This window comes from Micromonospora sp. CP22 (assembly GCF_009712475.1).
Lineage (GTDB): Bacteria > Actinomycetota > Actinomycetes > Mycobacteriales > Micromonosporaceae > Micromonospora.
Genome location: NZ_VCJO01000009.1, coordinates 19,949 through 39,015, shown reverse-complemented (window position 1 = coordinate 39,015; position 19,067 = coordinate 19,949). Strand labels below are relative to the sequence as shown.

At 72.7% G+C, this 19,067-nt stretch carries 15 protein-coding genes and 1 pseudogene; 12 read left to right on the top strand and 4 right to left on the bottom strand.

All coding sequences use genetic code 11. The features are described from left to right. Positions 1-50: 50 nt before the first annotated feature. Complete coding sequence (locus FF096_RS16500; protein WP_155219088.1) at positions 51-806, bottom strand: ABC transporter permease; 756 nt, start codon at positions 804-806, stop codon at positions 51-53. Continuing rightward, positions 806-1,540, bottom strand: coding sequence for an ABC transporter ATP-binding protein (locus FF096_RS16495; protein ID WP_155219086.1), 735 nt, complete (start codon positions 1,538-1,540; stop codon positions 806-808). Before FF096_RS16495 ends, FF096_RS16500 begins: the two co-directional genes overlap by 1 nt. Before the next feature lie 116 nt (positions 1,541-1,656). On the opposite strand from FF096_RS16495, the gene FF096_RS16490 reads away from it, so the two are divergent. From FF096_RS16490 to FF096_RS16475, 5 genes and pseudogenes are all read left to right on the top strand, one after another. Then, on the top strand, positions 1,657-2,049 hold the full coding sequence (locus tag FF096_RS16490; protein ID WP_155219084.1) for a MerR family transcriptional regulator: 393 nt from the start codon (positions 1,657-1,659) through the stop codon (positions 2,047-2,049). A 128-nt stretch (positions 2,050-2,177) separates the two neighbouring features. After that, positions 2,178-2,864: pseudogene (locus FF096_RS26705) on the top strand (phosphoribosyl-AMP cyclohydrolase); the annotation flags it as partial. A gap of 180 nt (positions 2,865-3,044) precedes the next feature. Continuing rightward, positions 3,045-3,473 (top strand): phosphoribosyl-AMP cyclohydrolase, encoded by a 429-nt coding sequence (gene hisI, locus FF096_RS26700; protein WP_309223469.1) that lies wholly within the window; start codon positions 3,045-3,047, stop codon positions 3,471-3,473. A 76-nt stretch (positions 3,474-3,549) separates the two neighbouring features. Then, on the top strand, positions 3,550-5,103 hold the full coding sequence (locus tag FF096_RS16480) for an anthranilate synthase component I (protein ID WP_155219083.1): 1,554 nt from the start codon (positions 3,550-3,552) through the stop codon (positions 5,101-5,103). Positions 5,104-5,111: 8 nt separating this feature from the next. After that, entirely contained in the window at positions 5,112-5,666 is a 555-nt protein-coding gene (locus FF096_RS16475; protein ID WP_309223410.1) for a Trp biosynthesis-associated membrane protein, read from the top strand. A 21-nt stretch (positions 5,667-5,687) separates the two neighbouring features. Here the strand turns inward: FF096_RS16475 and FF096_RS16470 are convergent, their stop codons facing one another. Then, positions 5,688-5,939 carry a hypothetical protein gene (locus FF096_RS16470; protein ID WP_155219081.1) on the bottom strand — a complete coding sequence of 84 codons (252 nt, stop codon included), beginning with the start codon at positions 5,937-5,939 and terminating at the stop codon, positions 5,688-5,690. Between the two features lie 441 nt (positions 5,940-6,380). Here FF096_RS16470 and trpC point away from each other — a divergent pair, with 441 nt between their 5' ends. The 5 genes from trpC (at position 6,381) to FF096_RS16445 (ending at position 11,681) form a co-directional block, all read left to right on the top strand. Continuing rightward, positions 6,381-7,184 carry an indole-3-glycerol phosphate synthase TrpC gene (gene trpC, locus FF096_RS16465; protein ID WP_309223468.1) on the top strand — a complete coding sequence of 268 codons (804 nt, stop codon included), beginning with the start codon at positions 6,381-6,383 and terminating at the stop codon, positions 7,182-7,184. A 38-nt stretch (positions 7,185-7,222) separates the two neighbouring features. After that, positions 7,223-8,461 (top strand): tryptophan synthase subunit beta, encoded by a 1,239-nt coding sequence (gene trpB, locus FF096_RS16460; RefSeq protein WP_155219077.1) that lies wholly within the window; start codon positions 7,223-7,225, stop codon positions 8,459-8,461. A gap of 4 nt (positions 8,462-8,465) precedes the next feature. Continuing rightward, a complete protein-coding gene (trpA, locus tag FF096_RS16455; protein ID WP_155219075.1) occupies positions 8,466-9,281 on the top strand; it encodes a tryptophan synthase subunit alpha in 816 nt (271 codons plus the stop codon). Between the two features lie 61 nt (positions 9,282-9,342). Beyond that, positions 9,343-10,485, top strand: a complete 1,143-nt coding sequence (gene lgt / locus FF096_RS16450; protein WP_309223409.1) for a prolipoprotein diacylglyceryl transferase — start codon at positions 9,343-9,345, stop codon at positions 10,483-10,485. Positions 10,486-10,499: 14 nt separating this feature from the next. Then, a complete protein-coding gene (locus FF096_RS16445; protein WP_155219073.1) occupies positions 10,500-11,681 on the top strand; it encodes an NAD(P)/FAD-dependent oxidoreductase in 1,182 nt (393 codons plus the stop codon). A gap of 116 nt (positions 11,682-11,797) precedes the next feature. On the opposite strand, the gene FF096_RS16440 is transcribed toward FF096_RS16445, so the two are convergent. After that, on the bottom strand, positions 11,798-12,661 hold the full coding sequence (locus FF096_RS16440) for a GNAT family N-acetyltransferase (RefSeq protein ID WP_309223408.1): 864 nt from the start codon (positions 12,659-12,661) through the stop codon (positions 11,798-11,800). A 147-nt stretch (positions 12,662-12,808) separates the two neighbouring features. Here FF096_RS16440 and gltB point away from each other — a divergent pair, with 147 nt between their 5' ends. Then, positions 12,809-17,524: a glutamate synthase large subunit gene (gltB, locus tag FF096_RS16435; RefSeq protein ID WP_375335352.1), complete on the top strand. Its 4,716-nt coding sequence runs from the start codon at positions 12,809-12,811 to the stop codon at positions 17,522-17,524. After that, positions 17,517-19,019, top strand: a complete 1,503-nt coding sequence (locus FF096_RS16430; protein WP_309223407.1) for a glutamate synthase subunit beta — start codon at positions 17,517-17,519, stop codon at positions 19,017-19,019. The genes gltB and FF096_RS16430 overlap by 8 nt, the downstream gene beginning before the upstream one ends. The last annotated feature ends 48 nt before the right edge of the window (positions 19,020-19,067 follow it).

Sequence of the window (19,067 nt, the reverse complement as noted above, 5' to 3'; positions counted from 1 at the left end):
TGCCGACCCGGCGGGCGCGGTCCACGCCTGCTCGGGCCGGCACCGTGCCCTCAGCCGCTCCGGCGGCGCAGGGTGGCCGCGGCGAGCACCAGCGCCACCACCGCCGCGGCGGCGACGATGGCCGTGTCGCGCCACATCGTGCCGGTCGGTTCGGCGTGCGCGCCGACCTCCTGAAGGGCTTCGACGGCGTACGACAGGGGCAGCACGTCACTGATCGCCTGCAACCAGCCGGCCATCTCGTCGCGGGGCACGAACAGCCCGCAGAGCAGCAGTTGTGGCGCGACCACGACCGGCATGAACTGTACGGCCTGGAACTCGGTGCGGGCGAAGGCGCTGCACAGCAGCCCGAGCGCGACCGCGAGCACCGCGTTCAGCGCGGCGATCATGATGACCAGGGCGCTGCTGCCGGCGGTCTCCAGGCCGAAGACCCAGTAGGCGGCGGCGGAGGCGATGGCCGCCTGCACCGCGCCGGCCAGCCCGAAGGCGATCCCGTACCCGAAGAGCAGGTCGGTCTTGGCCAGCGGGGTGGTGAGCAGCCGCTCCAGCGTGCCGGTGGTCCGCTCGCGGAGCATCGCGATGCTGGTCACCAGGAACATGATGATGAACGGGAAGAAGCCGAGCATCACCAGCGCGATCCGGTCGAACGCCGATGGTTGACCGGGCGCGGTGGGCTGGTCGGCGTACATGTAGTAGACCAGCGTGAGCAGCACGGTGGGCACCGCCACCAGCAGCGCGACGGTCCGCCGGTCGTGGCGCAACTGCCGGAGGATGCGGGTGACGGTGGCGGACAGGATGCGGGGGTTCATCACGCCTCCCCGGTCTGGTCGTCGGGTTGACCAGCTCTGATCAGCCGTAGGAACGCCTCGTCGAGATCGTCGACCCCGGCGGCGGCCCGGATGGCCTCGGGTGTGTCGTCGGCGATGAGCCGCCCCTGGCGGATCAGCAGCAACCGGTCGCACCGCGCGGCCTCGTCCATCACGTGACTCGACACCAGCAGGGTGGTCCCGGTCGCGGCCAACTCGTGGAACCGGGCCCACAGCTCGGCCCGAAGCACCGGGTCCTGGCCGACGGTGGGCTCGTCGAGCACGATCAGCTCGGGCTCGCCGACCAGCGCGCAGGCCAGTGACGCCCGACTTCGCTGCCCGCCGGAGAGGGTGCCCACCAGTTGGCCGGCCGCTGTGGCCAGCCCGACGTCGGCGACCGCGCGATCGGCCTCGGCCCGGCCCCGGCCGTGCAGCGCGGCGAAGTAGCGGGCGTTCTCCCGCACGGTCAGGTCGGGGTAGACGCTCGGGGCCTGGGTCAGGTAGCCGACCCGGTGTCGCAGCAGTGGTGAGCCGGCCGGAGCGCCGAGCACGGTGACCGTGCCGGCGGCGACCACCTGCACGCCGACGACCGCGCGCATGAGTGTGGTCTTGCCACTGCCGCTGGGCCCGAGCAGGCCGGTGACCGACCCGCGCGGCACCGTGGCGTCGATGTCGTGCAGCACCCGCCGCCCGCCCCGGTCCACGACCAGGCCCCGGACGGCGATCGCGTCGACCATCGCCCACCTCCCTAATTCATTGTTTGATGAAATCAACGGTAGATGAAATACCGTCGGTTCGGCAAGGCGCGGGGGTGGGGTCGCGCTCGGCCGGTCGGTGCTGCAACCCTCGAACCATGGACATCGGTACGCGGGAACCGACCTTCACCGTCGGCGAGGCGGCCCAGCGGGTTGGCCTGACCACCCACACGTTGCGTTGGTACGAGCAGGAGGGGCTGGTGGCCCCGGTGGGCCGGGACTCCGCCGGTCGGCGTCGCTACACCACGCAGGACGTCAACTGGTTGCTGCTGCTGACCCGGCTGCGGCGGACCGGGATGCCGGTCCGCGACATGCGCCGCTACGTCGAACTGGCCCGCCAGGGCGACGGCACCCTCGGTGCCCGTCGGGCACTGTTCGAGGAGCATCGGGTGCGGGTGCTGGCCCGGATGGCGGAGTTGGAGGAGGACCTCAAGGTGCTCGACTTCAAGATCGACCACTATCGGCGGGCCGAGTTGGGGGAGCTAGACTGACGCCGTCAAACCGGACGAAAAACCCTACAGGGCGGTAACTCCTATAGCACGGTCAGCCGGGTGGAGAACGGACGGTAAGTCCGTCACCGGTCATTGCGCCCTGATCGGACCTGCGGCACGATGGCGCAGTGGATCACGCTCCGTCACCGGACAGTGGGTTCTTCGACGACTGGGCCGCCCGGCTGCGGGCGAGCGCCGACCGGCCTGTGGTGGGCATCCTGCTGCGGGGCAGCCACGCCCGTCAGGCCGCCACCGCGCACAGCGACGTCGACGTCGACGTGTTGCTCGGTGGCGCTCCGTACGCGGCCCGCCGGGCGTACTTCGCGGAGCACTCCGGTCGATTGACCCACGTCTCGGTCGCCGCCCGGGACATCCGCTCCTGGGTGACCCGACTCGGTGAGCCGGCCGACTGGGCGTTCGGCCTGCCGGTGACCTCGCCCACCCGGCTGCTCTGGGCCGACCCGCACTGGCGGCACCGCATCGACCTGCCGGTGCTCTGCCACCCGGCGGACGAGCCACGGCTGGAGGAACTGATCGCCACGCTGGGCAAGGTGGCCTCGGCCCGCGACGGTGCGGATCCGCTCGGCGCCCACCTGGCCGCCGCCGACCTGGCCCGGCTCTGCCCGTCGGTGTTGCGGCTGGCCAACCCGTCCGTACGGGTGGTGTCCCGCCGGTCGGCCTTCGCCGCCGCCCTCGACCTGCCGGTGGCACCCGTCGGCTACCGCGAGGACATGCTGCGCTGCCTCGGCCTGCGTCCCGGCTCCATCGGCCAACTGTGGGCGGCGGCGTACCGCCTGGTCACCGGCACCCTGCCGCTGGTTCGCCCGTACGCCGACGAGGTGGCCCGCGCCGCCGGTCCGGACCTCGCCGAGGCCCTGCTCGACGGGCGACTGGACCGCTACGTCGAGCAGTTGGCGCGGCCCGGGGGCGCTCCGCCGTCCGCCAGCCGGGAGCCCGCTGGGGTACCCGCGCCGCGTACCGGACAATGGGTCACTGTGCCCGAACCTGACGCGCCGGTGACCGGCGCCCAACCCGACCAGCCGGCGTCGCCGGACGGCCCACGGCGGCCGTCGCGACTCGACCCGGAGATCGCCGGCCGCCTGCGGCGTACCCCCGACGGCCTGGTGGCCGCCGTGGTCCGGCAACACGACAGCGGCGAGGTGCTGATGGTGGCCTGGATGGACGACGAGGCCCTGCACCGCACCCTGACCACCGGCCGGGCCACCTACTGGTCGCGCAGTCGGCGTGAGTACTGGGTCAAGGGCGCCACCTCCGGCCACCACCAGTACGTCCGTTCGGTGGCACTCGACTGTGACGGCGACGCGGTGTTGGTCAGCGTCGACCAGGTCGGTGCCGCCTGCCACACGGGGCAGCGCACCTGCTTCTCCACCGAACTCCCGGTCACCGGCGAGGTGCCGTCATGAGCGAGCGAAGCGAGCGAATCATCAGGCTCGGTGCGGTGGTGCCTCATGGCGGCGCGCAGCGAAGCGGAGTGCCGTCATGAGCGACGGACGGGTGAGCCCGGACGCGGCCACCTTCACCGAGTTGGCCGCTAGGTGGCGGGTGGTTCCGGTCACCCGTCGGCTGCTCGCCGACGCGGAGACTCCGGTGGGCGTCTACCGCAAGCTGGCCGGTGGCCCCGGGACCTTCCTGCTGGAGTCCGCCGAGCAGGGGGTCGGCTCGTCCGGCCTGGCCTGGGCCCGGTACTCGTTCGTCGGGGTGCGCAGCAGCGCCACCCTGGTCGAGCGGGACGGCGTGGCGACCTGGCTCGGCGTGCCGCCGGCCGGGTTGCCGACCAGCGGAGACCCGGTCGAGGTGCTGCGCGAGACGGTGGCGGCGCTGGCCGGTCCGCCCGGCACGCCCGACGACGGTACGCCGCCGCTGACCGGCGGCATGGTCGGCTACCTCGGTTACGACCTGGTTCGTCGCTTCGAACGGCTGCCCGCGATCACCGAGGACGACCTGCGCGTGCCCGAGCTGGGCATGATGCTCGCGACCGACCTGGTGGTGCTCGACCACTTCGACGGCTCGGCGATCCTGGTCGCCAACGCGATCCTGCCGCCGCTGGACGCGCCGGACCGCGACGAGCGGGTCGCCGCCGCCTACCACCACGCGGTGGGGCGGTTGGACGCGATGACCACGGCGTTGTCCCGGCCGATCCCGCCGATGGTCGCCACGGTCGCCCGCCCGCCGGCCGGCGAGGTGCGCAGCCGTACCCCGGAGGGGGGATACCCGAAGGCGGTGGAGGCGGCGAAGGAGGCGATCCGGGCCGGTGAGTGCTTCCAGATCGTGCTCGCGCAGCGGTTCGAACGGGAGACCGACGCCGACCCGCTGGACGTCTACCGGGTGTTGCGCACCACCAATCCCAGCCCGTACATGTACCTGCTCCGCTTCGACGACTTCGACATCGTCGGCTCGTCTCCGGAGGCGCACCTGAAGGTGACCGCCGAGGTGGACGGTGAGCGGCGGGCGTTGCTGCACCCGATCGCCGGGACCCGGCCGCGCGGCGCGACCCCGGACGCCGACGCCCGGCTCGCCGCCGAGCTGCTCGCCGACCCGAAGGAGCGCGCCGAGCACGTGATGCTCGTCGACCTGGGGCGCAACGACCTCGGTCGGGTGTGCCGCCCCGGCACCGTCGAGGTGCCGGAGTTCGCCACCATCGAGCGGTACAGCCACGTGATGCACATCGTCTCCACCGTGGTCGGCACCCTCCGGGCCGACCGCACCGCCTTCGACGCGCTCGCCGCGACCTTCCCGGCGGGTACGCTCAGCGGCGCGCCGAAGGTACGCGCCATGGAGATCATCGAGGAGTTGGAGCCGGTCCGCCGGGGCCTCTACGGCGGGACGGTGGGCTACTTCGGCTTCGGTGGTGATCTCGACATGGCCATCGCGATCCGCACCGCGCTGATCCGCGCCGGTCGTGCGTACGTGCAGGCGGGTGCCGGCGTGGTGGCCGACTCCGACCCGGCCGCGGAGGACCAGGAGACCCGGAACAAGGCGGCGGCGGTGCTGGCCGCCATCGCCGCCGCGGAAACCCTCCGGCCGGCCCGGTGAACGCGACGGTGGAACCCGCGCGCGGTGGGTCGGGTCGGCGTGAGCTGGCGTACGCCGTGCTGCTCTGCCTGGCGGGGGCGGGCCTGGCGCTGTGGGCGGTGACCCGCACCTGGGTGGTCGACTCCGGCGGCCGGGCGGATCCGCTGCTGGTGGAGGAGGGCCGCACCGGCGGGCAACTGCTGCCGTGGCTGCCCGCGTTGGCCCTCGTCGGGTTGGCCGGCGGTGGCGCGGTGCTGGCCACCCGGGGCAGGCCGCGTCGGGTGCTCGGCGGGCTGCTCACCCTGCTCGGCCTGGCTCTTGCCGCCGGTGGGGGCTACGGGCTCCTCGGTGACCTGGGGGATCCGGTCGCCCGGCAGTGGCCGACGCTCACCCTGCTCGGTGGGGTACTGGCCGCCGTCGGTGGTGGGTCGACCCTGCTGCGCGGCCACCGGTGGCCGGCGATGGGGGCCCGCTACGAACGTCGGCCGTCCCGTCCGACCGGGACCGGCGGCCCGATCGAGGGCGGCGGCACGGTCGACGCGTGGGAGGCGTTGGACCGCGGCGAGGACCCGACGGTCCGCTGATCGGCGGAGGTTGGTGGGCGGTCAGCCGACCGGCTGCCGGGCGCGCGCCCGGGCCGCGGCCAGCTCCGCGACCAGCCGGTCCAGCTCGGCTCGCTGGTCGGCGCGGGCCCGGTCGGCGCAGATGGCCTCCCAGGCGTTGCCGGACGCGGTACGCATCCGGTCCGGCCCGATGACGGCGCGCTCCAGGGTGTGGACGACACCGACGGCGAGCGACGCGACGGTGCGCGAGATGGTGGTGAGTCCGATGGTCTGGTGCGGCGCGGAGGCGCTCATGATCACCCCGGGGAGAGATCGTCGTGGCGGTGGGGCAGACGCGTCATCGAGTGCGCCCGAACCCGATGCTGCTCGGCGTCGGTTTCGTGGTGATGACCGCACCGTCAACTCTGCGGTAGGGGAGGTGGCCGGCGCAGGGACTTTGGGCCTTGACCTTGGTCACAGCATAGATGTGCGCGAATGCGTACCCTGGGCGCCTAGCGGTCGGTGCCGGGGGTATGGATGAACGTCGATGATGTCGTGACGCAGAGTCACAAACCGTACGCGCAGGTCGGCCATTATGCCGCAGGCCATTTCGTGAGGAGCGCCATACCCCCGGCGGTCGGGTCCAGGTGGGCCCCCTAGCATCGGCCCATGACACCCGGAGAGGGGAGTCCGTTGGTGACTGCTGAGTATGCGCACGCGGAAGAGAACGAGGCCGGTTCGGCTGCGCCCGCCAGCGTGCTCGACGAGATCCTGGCCGGAGTCCGGGAGGACGTGGCCCGGCGGCAGGAGCAGGTTCCGCTGGAGCGGATCCGTGAACTGGCCGCTGCCGCGCCGCCGCCAATGGACGCGTACGCGGCCCTGCGTCGGCCCGGCGTCGCGGTCATCGCCGAGGTGAAGCGTGCCTCGCCGTCCAAGGGCAAGCTGGCCGACATCGCCGACCCGGCGGACCTGGCCGGCCAGTACGCGGCCGGCGGCGCGCGCGCGATCAGCGTGCTCACCGAGGGGCGTTGGTTCGGCGGGTCACTGGACGACCTCGCCGCTGTGCGGGCCGCGGTGAACATCCCGGTGCTGCGCAAGGACTTCGTGATCTCCAGCTACCAGGTGCACGAGGCACGGGCCCACGGCGCGGACCTGGTGCTGCTGATCGTCGCGGCGCTGGAGCAGAACGCGTTGGTCGGCCTGCTGGAGCGGATCGAGTCGCTGGGCATGACCGCGCTGGTCGAGGTGCACGACGAGGAGGAGACCGACCGGGCCATGGAGGCCGGTGCCCAGGTGATCGGGGTCAACGCCCGTGACCTGCGTACCCTTCAGGTCGACCGGTCGGTGTTCGAGCGGATCGCGCCCGGCCTGCCGAGCAACGTCGTCAAGATCGCCGAGTCGGGCGTACGCGGCCCGCACGACCTGATCCGGTACGCCTCCGCCGGTGCCGACGCCGTCCTCGTCGGCGAAGGACTGGTCACCCAGAAGAGCCCCCGGGAGGCGGTGGCCGAGTTGGTCAACGCCGGTAACCACCCGGCGACGCCCCGCCCGGTGCGCTGACCCGTGCCGCCGACCGTCCGTGAGCGAGAGGACCCGCGATGAGTGCTGACGCCACGAAGTCCGAGGTGCCGGCGCAGCTGCCCGACGCCGCCGGCCACTTCGGCACGTTCGGCGGCCGGTTCGTGCCGGAGGCACTGGTCGCCGCGCTCGACGAGCTGGCCACGGCGCACCAGGCGGCGATGGCCGACGAGACGTTCCGGGACGAGTTCGCCGGATTGCTACGTCAGTACGCGGGCACGCCCTCGCTGCTCTACGAGGCCCGGCGGTTCTCCGCCCAGGCCGGTGCCCGGGTGCTGCTCAAGCGGGAGGATCTCAACCACACCGGCGCGCACAAGGTGCGCAACGTGCTCGGTCAGGCGCTGCTGACCCGGCGGATGGGCAAGCGGCGGGTGATCGCCGAGACCGGGGCCGGTCAGCACGGTGTCGCCACCGCCACGGCGGCGGCCCTGTTCGACCTGGAGTGCGTGGTCTACATGGGGCAGGTCGACACCGAGCGGCAGGCGCTGAACGTGGCCCGGATGCGGATGCTCGGGGCGACGGTGGTGCCGGTGACGACCGGCTCGCGCACCCTCAAGGACGCGATGAACGAGGCGATGCGAGACTGGGTCGCCAACGTCGACGAGACCCACTACCTGATCGGCACCGCCGCCGGGCCGCACCCCTTCCCGGCGCTGGTCCGCGACTTCGTCCGGGGCATCGGCGACGAGGCCCGGGCGCAGTGTCTGGAGCTGACCGGCGGGCTGCCGGACGCGGTGACCGCCTGCGTCGGCGGCGGCTCCAACGCGCTGGGCATCTTCCACGCCTTCACCGGCGACCCGCAGGTGCGGCTGTACGGCTTCGAGGCCGGCGGTGAGGGCATGGGCACCGGTCGGCACGCGGCCAGCATCACCGGCGGCTCCACCGGGGTGCTGCACGGCACCCGGACCTTCGTGCTCCAGGACGACGACGGCCAGACCCGGGAGTCGCACTCGATCTCCGCGGGCCTGGACTACCCGGGCGTCGGCCCGGAGCACGCCTGGCTGCACGACACCGGCCGGGCCAGCTACCAACCGGTCACCGACGCCGAGGCGATGGCCGCCTTCGAGCTGCTCTGCCGGACCGAGGGGATCATCCCCGCGATCGAGAGCGCGCACGCGCTGGCCGGCACCCTGGCCATCGCGCCGAAGCTCGCCGCCGAGTTGGGCCGGCAGCCCACCATCGTGGTCAACCTCTCCGGCCGGGGCGACAAGGACGTGCACACCGCCGGCGAGTACTTCGGCATCCTCGACAAGGAGTGAGGCCATGAGCGAGCGGACCAGCCGGATCGGGGCGGCGTTCGACAAGGCGCGGGCGGACGGCCGGGCGTTGCTGGTGGGCTGTATGCCGGCCGGTTTCCCCACCGTCGAGGGCAGCATCGCCGCGATGAAGGCGATGGTCGCCGCAGGCGTCGACGTGATCGAGGTGGAGATCCCGTACTCCGACCCGGTGATGGACGGCCCGGTGATCCAGCGGGCCAGCGACATCGCCCTGGCCGGTGGGGTACGCACCCGGGACACGTTGCGCGTCATCGAGGCGGTGGCGGCCACCGGTGCGCCGGTGGTGACGATGACCTACTGGAACCCGATCGAGCACTACGGGGTGGACGCGTTCGCCCGGGACCTCGCCGCCGCCGGTGGCACCGGGCTGGTCACCCCGGACCTGATCCCCGAGGAAGCGGGCGAGTGGCTGGCCGCCTCGGACGCGCACGGACTGGACCGCACCTTCCTGGTCGCCCCGTCCTCCACCGACCAGCGCCTGGCGATGACCGCTGCGCACTGCCGGGGCTTCGTCTACGCCACCGCGATCATGGGTGTGACCGGTGCCCGGTCACAGACGTCGCAGGCGGCACCGGTGCTGGTGTCCCGACTGCGTGAGGTCACCGACCTGCCGGTCGGTGTCGGGCTCGGCGTGGGCACCGGAGCGCAGGCCGCCACGGTCGCCGGGTACGCCGACGCGGTGATCGTCGGCAGCGCGTTGATCCGCTGCCTGCTCGACGCCTCCGACGAGGCGAGCGGCCTGGCCGCCCTGCGGGCGCTGAGCGCGGAACTCGCCGAAGGGGTGCGTCAGCCCGACCGCTGAGGCGCGCCGGCGGCGGACCGGGGTGACGCCGAAGGGGTCCGCAGCGGTAGCGTGTGCACCCGTGAGTCTCGCCTCGCCGACGTCCCTGGCCGCCATTCCCAGCCCGAGCAACGCCGTGTGGCAGCTCGGCCCGATCCCCATCCGGGCGTACGCGCTGTGCATCCTCGCCGGCATCGTGGTGGCCTGCTGGGTCACCGAGCGGCGGCTGCGTCAGCGTGGCGTGGCGCCCGGCGCGGTGCTCGACATCGCCGTCTGGGCGGTGCCAGCGGGCATCATCGGGGCCCGGATCTACCACGTGATCACCTCACCGGCGCAGTACTTCGGCACCGGCGGGGACCCGATCAGGGTGTTGTTCATCCACGAGGGTGGGCTGGGCATCTGGGGCGCGGTCGCCGGTGGTGCGGTCGGTGCCTGGGTCGGAGCCCGGCAACTGGGCATCCCGTTCGCCGTGGTCGCCGACGCGCTGGCGCCGGGTCTGCCGCTGGCCCAGGCGATCGGCCGGCTGGGCAACTGGTTCAACAACGAGCTCTACGGCGGTCGCACCGACCTGCCCTGGGGGCTGGAGATCCACCGGATGGACGGCGGGCAGGCGCTGCGCGACGAGGCCGGCCAGCCGATCCTGGAGGAGGGGCTCTACCACCCGACCTTCGCCTACGAGTTGCTGTGGAACGTCGGCGTCGCCGCGATGGTGTACCTCCTCGACCGCAAGCTGCGCCTCGGCCGTGGCCGTGCCTTCGCCCTCTACGTGATGGGCTACACCGCCGGGCGGTTCTGGATCGAGATGATGCGTACCGACGAGGCCAACACCATCCTCGGCGTACGGCTCAACGTCTGGACCGCGGCCGTGGTGTTCCTCGGCGCCCTCGTCTACTTCCTGCGGGTGCGCGGGCCCCGGGAGTACCTGGTCCCGATCGGCCTGCCGACCGCCGCCACCTCGTCGGCGACCTCCGACGTCTCCCAGGTCGACCTGTCGGCGAAGGCGGCCGGCGCCGAGCAGGCGGTGCCCGAGGGCTACCGGGTGGTCAGCGAGGAGCAGTTCCGGCACTGGCAGGCCACCGGCGAGGCGCCCGCCGAGGCGGCGGAGAGCACCGAGCCCTCGGCGCGGGCGTCCACCGGGGCCGACACAGACGCCCCCGAGGACGTCTCCGCCGACGGTGACCCAGCGGACCCGTCGTCGGCTCGGCCCACCGACCGCGACAGCTGAGGCCGGGGGCTGCCATGCGGACCGCGGTGGTGGTCGGCGGCGGGCTCGGTGGCCTGGCGGTCGCCGGTGCGCTCGCCCGTTCGGGCTGGCAGGTCACCCTCCTGGAACGGGCCGACCGGATCCGCCCGGAGCCGGCTGCCGTGGTGCTCTGGCCGAACGGGGTCCGCGCGCTGCGGGCCATGGACCTCGGTGCCGGACTGGACGCGATCGCCACCGGGCTGCCCGATGGTGGCGTACGCCGCCCGGACGGGCAGTGGCTGGTGCAGCCCCGGCCGACGCCGGCCGAACGCCTGCCGGTGGTGGTGCACCGCGAGGACCTGCACGACGCGCTGATCGCGGGTCTGGGTGAGCGGGTCGAGCTGCGTACCGGGGTGACGGTGCGGACGGTGCGCGCCAACCCGGGCGAACGGCCCGCCGTCGGCGACGGTCGACACACCTACGAGGCGGACCTCGTCGTCGCGGCCGACGGCACGGACAGCGTGATCCGGCGGCAGCTCGCCCCGGAGTCGGGGGTGGTCAGCTCCGGCTGCGCCGCCTGGCGGGCGGTGATCCCCTGGTATCGCGCGCCGAGCCTGCCCGACGCGGTCGGCGGTGAGATCCTCGGCGCCGGTTACCGGTTCGTGGCGGCCTCGCTCGGCGAGCGCGGTTCCTCCGGCGCCTCCAGCCGGGGCGGCATCTACTGGATGGCCACCGCGGCGGGTGCGCCGCGTCCCGAACCGCCGGAGACGCAGCTGGCGCTGTTGCGCCGCTGGTACGCCGGCTGGCCCGCCCCGGTCGACGACCTGTTGGCCGCCACCGACCCGGCCGACCTGGTGCAGCGGGAGATCCGGGAGCTGCGTCCACTGCCCCGGGCGTACGGCTTCCCGGTCGGGCCGGGTGGGGTGGTGCTGCTCGGCGACGCCGCCCACGCCATGCCGCCGCACCTCGGCCAGGGCGCCTGCCTCGCCTTCGAGGACGCCGCGACGCTCGCCGCGCTGCTGCGCGAGTCGACCCTGCCCGACGCGGTGCTGGCGTACGACCGGGCGCGTCGACCCCGGGTGGCGGCCGTGGTCCGGCAGACCCGCCGGATGTCGGCCGTGCTGCGTACCCGGGGCCGTCTGGCCCTGCGTGCCCGCGACGCCGCCCTCGGCACCATCACGCCCCGCCTGCTCGGCAGCGCCGCCTCGATCGCCGCCCAGTGGCGGCCACCGGCCTGACCGCTGGCTCTCTCCCCCTCCCCCTTCCTCCGCGTTGATCAAGAAGTTTTGGTCACCAGACGCGCTGATCTCAGACCAAAACTTCTTGATCAACACGGCGAGGGTGGCGGGTGGAGTTAGGGGTGTAGGGGGGTGGGGGAGGCCACGCAGGCGGTGCCGATGCGGCGGAAGCCGACGCGCAGGTAGACGCGGGCGATGTCCTCGCTGCCGGCGGAGAGGAACACCAGGTCGGTCCCGTCGGCGAGCAGGGCGTGGGCCAGGGTGGCGGTGATCGCCGCACCGAGCCCTCGGCGGCGGGCGCTGGGCAGGGTGGCCACCCCGGCGATCTCGGCGACGTCGTCGACCCGCATGGCCATGCCACTGGCCAGCGGGCCGTCGGCCGGGGTGCCGGCCAGTGCGGACAGGCGGCTGCCGTTGGCGATGCTGGCACGCTCCTCGTCGACTGCGGCCTCGTCCAACTCGATCATCGCCGCGTCGCGGTCGGCCGGTCCGGCCTCGCTCCGCCCGGTGCCGGGAGCACCGAATCCGACCGCCGCCACCGCCCGCCGGGCGGCCACCGCCGCGCCGAGGTCGTCGTCGGTCGGGTCGAGCAGCCGCACCGACACGTGTGCGGCGTCCTCCGGGCGCAGCAGGCTCGCCGGGTCGGGCAGGGCGGCCGGGTCGAGCACCATCAGCGGCGCTTCGAGCACGGCCAGACCGGCCGAGCGGGCCACCGGGAGCAGATCGGGGTTGAGGTCGTGCACCCATTCCAGTGCCTCGGGCAGCCCCAACTCCCGCTGCCGGGCGCGCACCCGCGTCACCTCGGCCAGCGACGGCGATCGCCCGGCGGTCGGGTGGGGCCGCGCGTAAAATGGCCATCCGGCACCTTCCCGGACGAAGAGCACCAGAGCGCCGTGATCTTCCACACGCGCCGCGTCCCGGGGCAGCACGTCGTAGAACCGTTCCAACCGGTTGAGAAGGTCGCTACGCTCGGAATCCACGGCGCGAGATTACCCGTCCCAGACTCTGGACGGTGTGATCAATCTGCACTGGCCTTGCGTGGTGGGCCCTAACGTAGACTCAATAGTCCGATACAGGGCCGACGTCGTCCCGACCATGTTCCAGCCTGAGCGACGACAGGAGGCCCGGTGGCCCTTGCGTACCCACACCGCCCCCAGCCGGCGCTGCGAGAAGGCCAGGTAGCGTCCCCTGCCGGCCTCCACGACCCCGCGTACGAGCATGACGCGTGCGGCGTGGCCTTCGTGGCGGATCTGCACGGCCGGCGCTCGCACACGGTGGTCGCCAACGGCCTCGGTGCGCTGTGCCGACTGGACCACCGTGGTGCCCGAGGCGCGGAACCGAACACCGGTGACGGCGCCGGCATCATGATCCAGGTGCCGGACGCGTTCCTACGCGCGGTGGTCGAGTTCCCGTTGCCTCCGGCCGGCGAGTACGCCACCGGTCTGGTCTTCCTGCCTGACGACGACGCCGACGAGGCCCGCGCCCGGCAGGTGGTCGAGAAGTACGCCCTCGTCGAGGGGGCAGAGGTGCTCGGCTGGCGGGACGTCCCGGTCGACCCGAGCGACCTCGGCGAGACGGCCCTGGCGGCGATGCCCCGGGTCCGACAGGTCTTCCTCGCCGCGAAGCGGCTGACCGACACCCCGAACGGCCCGGCCGGTGCCCCGCTGCGCGGCATCGAGCTGGAGCGGGTCGCCTTCTGCGTCCGCAAGCAGGCCGAGCGCGAGTCCGCCGAGCGGAAGGTGCCCGCCTACTTCCCGTCGCTGTCCGGCCGGACCATGGTCTACAAGGGGATGCTCACCCCGGACCAGTTGCCCGCGTTCTACCCGGACCTCACCGACGAGCGGGTGGACAGCGCCATCGCGCTGGTCCACTCCCGCTTCTCCACCAACACCTTCCCGTCCTGGCCGCTGGCGCATCCGTACCGCTTCATCGCCCACAACGGCGAGATCAACACCATTCGGGGCAACCGGAACTGGATGCAGGCCCGCGAGGCGCTGCTGCGTACCCCGGAGCTGCCCGGCAACATCCGGCGGGTCTTCCCGATCTGCACCCCGGCGGCCTCCGACTCGGCGAACTTCGACGAGGTCCTCGAACTGCTGCACCTGGCCGGGCGTAGCCTGCCGCACGCGGTGCTGATGATGATCCCCGAGGCGTGGGAGAACGACCCCGACATGCGCGCCGACAAGCGCGCGTTCTACCGGTTCCACGCCAGCCTGATGGAGCCGTGGGACGGCCCGGCCTCGGTCGCGTTCACCGACGGCGAGATCGTCGGTGCGGTGCTCGACCGCAACGGGCTGCGTCCGGGCCGCTGGTGGCAGACCGCCGACGGGCTGGTGGTGCTGGGCAGCGAGGCGGGTGTGCTCGACCTCGACCCGGCCACCGTGGTGGCCAAGGGCCGACTCCAGCCGGGGAAGATGTTCCTGGTCGACACCGTCGCCGGCCGGATCGTGCACGACGACGAGATCAAGACCGAACTGGCCGCCGCCGAGCCGTACGCCGACTGGCTGCACGCCGGGCTGATCGAGCTGGACGACCTGCCGGCCCGCGAGCACGTCGTCTACACCCACGACTCGGTACGCCGCCGCCAGCAGACCTTCGGCTACACCGAGGAGGAGCTGAAGATCCTGCTCGCGCCGATGGCGCGGACCGGCGCGGAGCCGATCGGTTCGATGGGCACCGACACCCCGATCGCCCCGCTGTCCACCCGGCCACGGCTGCTCTACGACTACTTCCATCAGCTGTTCGCCCAGGTCACCAACCCTCCGCTGGACGCCATCCGGGAGGAGTTGGTGACCAGTCTGGCCACCACCATCGGCCCGGAGGGCAACCTGCTCGATCCCGGCCCGGCGAGCTGTCGGCAGATCGTGCTGCCCTACCCGGTGATCGACAACGACGAGCTGGCGAAGATCCTCTGCATCGACGAGGACGGTGACCTGCCCGGGTTCAAGGCGGTGCGGGTCTCCGGGCTCTACCGCATCCGGGACGGCGGGGCCGGGATCAAGGCCCGGCTGACCGAGATCTGCCGGCACGTCTCCGAGGCGATCGAGGACGGCGTACGGATCCTGGTGCTCTCCGACCGGGACTCCAACGCCGACCTGGCCCCGATCCCGTCGCTGCTGCTCACCGCGGCCGTGCACCAACACCTGGTACGGGAGCAGACCCGTACCCAGGTCGCGCTGATCGTCGAGTCGGGCGACTGCCGCGAGGTGCACCACGCGGCGGTGCTGATCGGCTACGGCGCCGCCGCGGTCAACCCGTACCTCGCCTTCGAGTCGGTCGAGGACATGATCTCCACGGGGGCGCTGGTCGGCGTCGAGCCGAAGACGGCGATCCGCAACTACGTCAAGGCGCTCGGCAAGGGCGTCCTGAAGATCATGTCCAAGATGGGCATCTCGACGGTGTCGTCGTACTGCGGCGCGCAGGTTTTCGAGGCGGTCGGGCTGCACACCCGACTGGTCGAGCGGTACTTCCGGGGCACCCCGAGCACCATCAGCGGCGTCGGGCTCGACGGCATCCACAGCGAGATCGCCGCCCGGCACGCGCTGGCCTGGCCGGCGCCCGGCGCCGAGTCGGTCAGCCTGCTGCCGGTCGGCGGCGAGTACCAGTGGCGGCGCGAGGGCGAACTGCACCTGTTCAACCCGGAGACGGTGTTCCTGCTCCAGCACGCCACCCGCAGTCGGCAGTACGACGTCTTCCGGCAGTACACCGCCAAGGTCGACGAGTTGGCGGCCCGGGCGGGCTCGCTGCGCGGGCTGTTCCAGCTGCGTGCCGGGGTGCTGCCGCCGGTGCCGATCGAGGAGGTGGAGCCGGCCAGCGAGATCGTCAAGCGGTTCGCCACCGGCGCCATGTCGTACGGGTCGATCTCGGCCGAGTCGCACGAGACCCTGGCCATCGCGATGAACCGGCTCGGCGGCAAGTCCAACACCGGCGAGGGCGGGGAGGACGTCGAGCGGCTGCACGACCCGGCTCGCCGTTCCGCGGTCAAGCAGATCGCCAGCGGCCGGTTCGGGGTCACCAGCGAGTACCTCGTCAACGCCGACGACCTTCAGATCAAGATGGCGCAGGGGGCCAAGCCCGGTGAGGGTGGGCAGCTGCCCGGCAACAAGGTCTGGCCGTGGATCGCGCGTACCCGCCACGCCACCCCCGGCGTCGGCCTGATCTCGCCGCCGCCGCACCACGACATCTACTCCATCGAAGACCTGGCCCAGCTGGTGCACGACCTCAAGTGCGTCAACCCGGCCGCCCGGGTGCACGTGAAGCTGGTCAGCGAGGTCGGCGTCGGCACCGTCGCCGCCGGGGTGGCCAAGCTCAAGGCCGACGTCATCCTGATCTCCGGCCATGACGGCGGCACCGGCGCGTCCCCGCTGAACTCGCTCAAGCACGCGGGTACGCCCTGGGAGTTGGGCCTGGCCGAGGCGCAGCAGACGCTGCTGCTCAACAAGCTGCGGGACCGGGTCACCGTGCAGGTCGACGGGCAGCTCAAGACCGGCCGGGACGTGGTCGTCGCGGCGCTGCTCGGCGCGGAGGAGTTCGGCTTCGCCACCGCTCCGCTGATCGTCTCCGGTTGCGTCATGATGCGCGTCTGTCACCTGGACACCTGTCCGGTGGGCATCGCCACCCAGAACCCGGTGCTGCGGGAGCGTTACACCGGCAAGCCCGAGTTCGTGGAGAACTTCTTCCTGTTCCTCGCCGAGGAGATCCGCGGCTACCTGGCCGAGCTGGGCCTGCGCAGCATCGACGAGGCGATCGGGCGTACCGAGCTGCTCGACGTCGCACCGGCGGTCGAGCACTGGAAGGCCACCGGGCTCGACCTCAGCCGGGTACTGCACCTGCCGGAGCTGCCCGAGGGGGCGGCCCGTCGGGGCGTACGCGCTCAGGACCACGGCCTTGAGCAGGCGTTGGACAACGAGCTGATCGCACTGGCCGAGCCGGCGTTGCGGGCCACCGGCCCGGACGCGTCGGTCCCGCTGGTGCGGGCCGAGGTGGCGATCCGCAACGAGCACCGCAGCGTCGGCGCGATGCTCGGCGGCGAGGTCACCCGTCGCCACGGCGGCGCGGGTCTGCCCACCGACACCATCGAGTTCACCCTGCGCGGCACCGCCGGGCAGTCCTTCGGCGCGTTCCTGCCGCGCGGGGTCACACTGCGCCTGCACGGCGACGCCAACGACTACGTCGGCAAGGGACTCTCCGGTGGCCGGTTGGTCGTCCGACCGGACGCGGCGGCGCCGTTCGTGTCCGGCGACGCCGACTCGGGTAGCCGCGCCGAGGACCAGATCATCGCCGGGAACACCATCCTGTACGGCGCGACCGACGGTGAGGTCTTCCTGCGGGGCCGGGTGGGTGAGCGGTTCGCGGTCCGCAACTCGGGCGCGGTGGCGGTCGTCGAGGGCGTCGGCGACCACGGCTGCGAGTACATGACCGGCGGCACCGTGGTGGTGCTCGGCCCGACCGGTCGCAACTTCGCCGCCGGCATGTCCGGCGGGACGGCGTTCGTCTGGAAGCTGGACCGCCGCCGGGTCAACACCGAACTGGTCGACCTGTCCGCACCGAGCGAGGCGGAACGGACCCGCCTGCACGAGCTGGTGCAGCGGCACTTCGCCGAGACCGACTCGGCGATCGCCGAACAGCTGCTCAAGCGTTGGCCGGAGGCGGTGGAGGAGTTCACCGCCGTGGTTCCCCGGGACTACCGCCGGGTGATGGAGATCATGCGGGCCGCCGAAGCCGCCGGCCAGGACGTCGACGACGCGGTGATGAGCGCGCTGGCGGCCCCGCCGCCCGCCGGTTCGTCCGCGCCGGTCTCGCCCGCTCAGCGGGCGGTCGCCCAGGAGGTGGCTCGTGCCTGACCCGAACGGTTTTCTGCGCTACAACCGGCAGTTGCCGGCCCGTCGGCCCGTGCCGGTGCGCATCAGCGACTGGCGGGAGGTCTACCCGCCGGCCGGTGAGGGACTCATCCGCGAGCAGGCCACCCGCTGCATGGACTGCGGCATCCCGTTCTGCCACGACGGTTGCCCGCTGGGCAACCGCATCCCGGACTGGAACGACCTGGTCCGCACCGGCAACTGGGACGCGGCGGTGGAGTCGCTGCACGCCACCAACAACTTCCCCGAGTTCACCGGCCGACTCTGTCCGGCACCCTGCGAGGCCGCGTGCGTGCTCGGCATCGCCGGGGGTGCCCCGGTGACCATCAAGCAGGTCGAGGTGGAGATCGCCGACGCGGCCGGGGCCCGGGGGTTGACACCCCGCCCGGCGGCGGCGCCCTCCGGCCGGTCGGTCGCCGTGATCGGCTCCGGCCCGGCCGGGTTGGCCGCCGCGCAGCAGCTGGCCCGCGCGGGTCACGCGGTGACCGTGTACGAGCGCGACGACGCGATCGGTGGCCTGCTGCGGTACGGCATCCCCGACTTCAAGCTGGAGAAGCGGCACATCGACGCGCGGCTGGCGCAGCTACGTGCCGAGGGGGTCGTCTTCCGGACCGGGGTGAACGTCGGAGTCGACGTCACCGCCGAGCAGTTGCGTGCCCAGCACGACGCGGTGTTGTTGGCCTGCGGCGCGTTGCAGGGCCGGGACACCGACACGCCGGGTCGGCAGCTGCGCGGCGTACACCAGGCGATGGAGCATCTGGTGGCCGCCAACCGGGTGGTCGCGGCGGCGGGCGAGGGGCGGCCCGCGTTGGCCACCCTGCCGGACGGTACGCCGATCGACGCGGCTGGCAAGCACGTGGTCATCATCGGCGGTGGCGACACCGCCGCGGACTGCCTGGGTGTGGCCCACCGGCAGGGCGCGGCCGGGGTGTACCAGCTCGATCTGTATCCGCAGCCGCCCCGGGCCCGCGACGAGAGCCGCGACCCGTGGCCGACGTGGCCGTGGATCCTGCGCGAGTACCCGGCCCACGAGGAGGGTGGCGAGCGGGTCTTCGCGGTGGCGGTGCAGGAGTTCGTCGACGACGGCACCGGCGCGGTGCGGGCGGTGCGGATCGCCGAGGTGAGTGTGACCAAGCGGGACGGTCAGCGGATCATCACGGCGATACCGGGCACCGAGCGGGAGCTGCCCGCCGACCTGGTGCTGCTGGCGATCGGTTTCGAGGGCACCGAGGAGCAGCCGTTGCTGGCGCAGTTCGGGGTGGCCCGTAACGCGCGGGGTGCGGTCGACTCCCGGGCCGACTGGCAGACCGAGGCCGACGGGGTCTTCGTCGCCGGTGACATGCACCGGGGCGCGTCGCTGATCGTCTGGGCGATCGCCGAGGGGCGGGCCGCCGCTGCGGCTATCCACACCTACCTCAATGGCGTCGGGGCACTGCCGGCCCCGGTGCACCCCGCCGCCCACCCCCTCACCGCCCACTGAGATGTAAGGAAGGGCCCCCTGTTATCGCCTGGCGTATAGCAGGGGGCC

What these genes read in the sequence shown, in the direction of transcription:
- FF096_RS16500 (WP_155219088.1), bottom strand. Translation starts at nt 806, where the DNA reads ATGAACCCCCGCATCCTGTCCGCCACCGTCACCCGCATCCTCCGGCAG.
- FF096_RS16495 (WP_155219086.1), bottom strand. Translation starts at nt 1,540, where the DNA reads ATGGTCGACGCGATCGCCGTCCGGGGCCTGGTCGTGGACCGGGGCGGG.
- FF096_RS16490 (WP_155219084.1), top strand. Translation starts at nt 1,657, where the DNA reads ATGGACATCGGTACGCGGGAACCGACCTTCACCGTCGGCGAGGCGGCC.
- FF096_RS16480 (WP_155219083.1), top strand. Translation starts at nt 3,550, where the DNA reads ATGAGCGACGGACGGGTGAGCCCGGACGCGGCCACCTTCACCGAGTTG.
- FF096_RS16470 (WP_155219081.1), bottom strand. Translation starts at nt 5,939, where the DNA reads ATGAGCGCCTCCGCGCCGCACCAGACCATCGGACTCACCACCATCTCG.
- trpB (WP_155219077.1), top strand. Translation starts at nt 7,223, where the DNA reads ATGAGTGCTGACGCCACGAAGTCCGAGGTGCCGGCGCAGCTGCCCGAC.
- trpA (WP_155219075.1), top strand. Translation starts at nt 8,466, where the DNA reads ATGAGCGAGCGGACCAGCCGGATCGGGGCGGCGTTCGACAAGGCGCGG.
- FF096_RS16445 (WP_155219073.1), top strand. Translation starts at nt 10,500, where the DNA reads ATGCGGACCGCGGTGGTGGTCGGCGGCGGGCTCGGTGGCCTGGCGGTC.